Source organism: Pseudomonas sp. SDT291_1_S447 (genome assembly GCF_054070155.1).
In genome coordinates this window covers 1-225 of record NZ_JBSVXS010000422.1, presented here as the reverse complement: position 1 = coordinate 225, position 225 = coordinate 1, and the positions used below count along the sequence as shown (strand labels likewise).

Sequence of the window (225 nt, the reverse complement as noted above, 5' to 3'; positions counted from 1 at the left end):
CGTCAATCTGCAGTTTGCGGATGGTCACTTTGGTGTCCATCAGCAGCGGTTGCCCGGCGGTCGCGGCGGGCACTGGCACCTGGGTGGGCGTGGCGGCCGGACGGTAGGCATCGGCAGGCAGGTTGGGCACGGGCAGGTTGCGGATGGTGTCGTTGCTGTTGAGGAAGCTGGGTAGGGTGTCGGCGTGGACGTAAGCACTGAGGGTGAGCAACAACAACGGCGTCA

Annotated in this window: 1 pseudogene; it reads right to left on the bottom strand. The window is 64.9% G+C overall.

Annotated elements, in window-relative coordinates:
* A pseudogene (locus ACW9IR_RS30190) lies at positions 1–225 on the bottom strand (ShlB/FhaC/HecB family hemolysin secretion/activation protein); the annotation flags it as partial.